This is a genomic window from Allobosea sp. CER48, assembly GCF_044752385.1.
In the GTDB taxonomy this organism is placed as follows: domain Bacteria; phylum Pseudomonadota; class Alphaproteobacteria; order Rhizobiales; family Beijerinckiaceae; genus Allobosea.
Window position 1 is genome coordinate 1 of record NZ_JBIWYK010000746.1, and the last position, 1,031, is coordinate 1,031.

Genomic DNA, 1,031 nt, shown 5'->3' on the forward strand with positions numbered 1-1,031 from the left:
AGGCTGGGTCGTCGGCATCGAGCCGGGCGATCAACGCGGCGGTGCGCTCCTGCGGTATCTCCTGAAGCCGGTTCGACAGGGCGATGGCGAAACCGGCTTCTGCCGCGATCTTGCTCAGGGCTTGTCGCTCACGCTGCTTCAGCGCCAGAGTCGCGAGGATCGGGAGCAGGGCGTCGCGGGTCGGCAAGGCAGGAAGGACGCGTCCATCGTGGACAACATCCGAGCCGAGCAGTACGCCGCCATTGGCCTCGAAGCCGACGACGATGCGCGCGTCTTCCGCGATGGCCTGTTGCATGCCGGCGATGACATAGGGCGAGCCGACCCTTGTGCGCAGCACGCGCCTGAAAAGTCCGGGGCGGTCCAGGGCGGAGTTCGAGGTGACAGGCGTCACGATCGCGTCGGCGCCGAGAAACCGGGCCGTCAGAGCACCGACCAGGTCGCCGCGGAGGAAATTTCCGGCCTCGTCGGCGATGAGAGGGCGATCGGCATCGCCATCGGTCGAGACGATCGCATCGAGCGGCTGTTCGGCCGCCCATCGCCGCGCCAGTGCCTCGTCCTCCGGGCGCAGGGCTTCGGTATCGACAGGGATGAAGCGGTCACTGCGCCCGAGCGGCACGGGCCTGGCGCCGAGGGCGGCCAGCACGTCGCAGATCGCGTCCCGCCCGACGGAGGAATGCTGGTAGACTCCGACCGCCAGGCCGGCGAGCGCTGCGGGGCCGAAGAAGCTCACATAGCGCGCCTCGTAGGCGGTCAGGGCGTCCAAGGCCGTGGTTCGTGCCCGCAGGGCTGGGACCGTGCCCAGCCCGAGGCGGGCATGGCAGGCGAGGATCCGCGCCTCGTCAGCCTTATCGATCTCGCCTGTCGAGCGGTAGAACTTCAAGCCGTTGCGATCGTCGGGAATATGGCTGCCTGTGACCATGACGGCGGCCGCGCCGCGCGTCATCGCCGCCAGCGCCAGCGCCGGCGTCGGCAGTGCGCCGCAGTCGACCGGAACGAGGCCGGCATCGGCGATAGCCTGGGCGACCTGGGTG

1 protein-coding gene is annotated in these 1,031 nt (G+C 69.6%); it reads right to left on the reverse strand.

Annotated elements, in window-relative coordinates; genetic code table 11:
• The coding region (locus tag ACIPIA_RS16955; protein ID WP_400511171.1) for a phosphohexomutase domain-containing protein at positions 1 to 1,031 on the reverse strand (1,031 nt) is incomplete at both ends.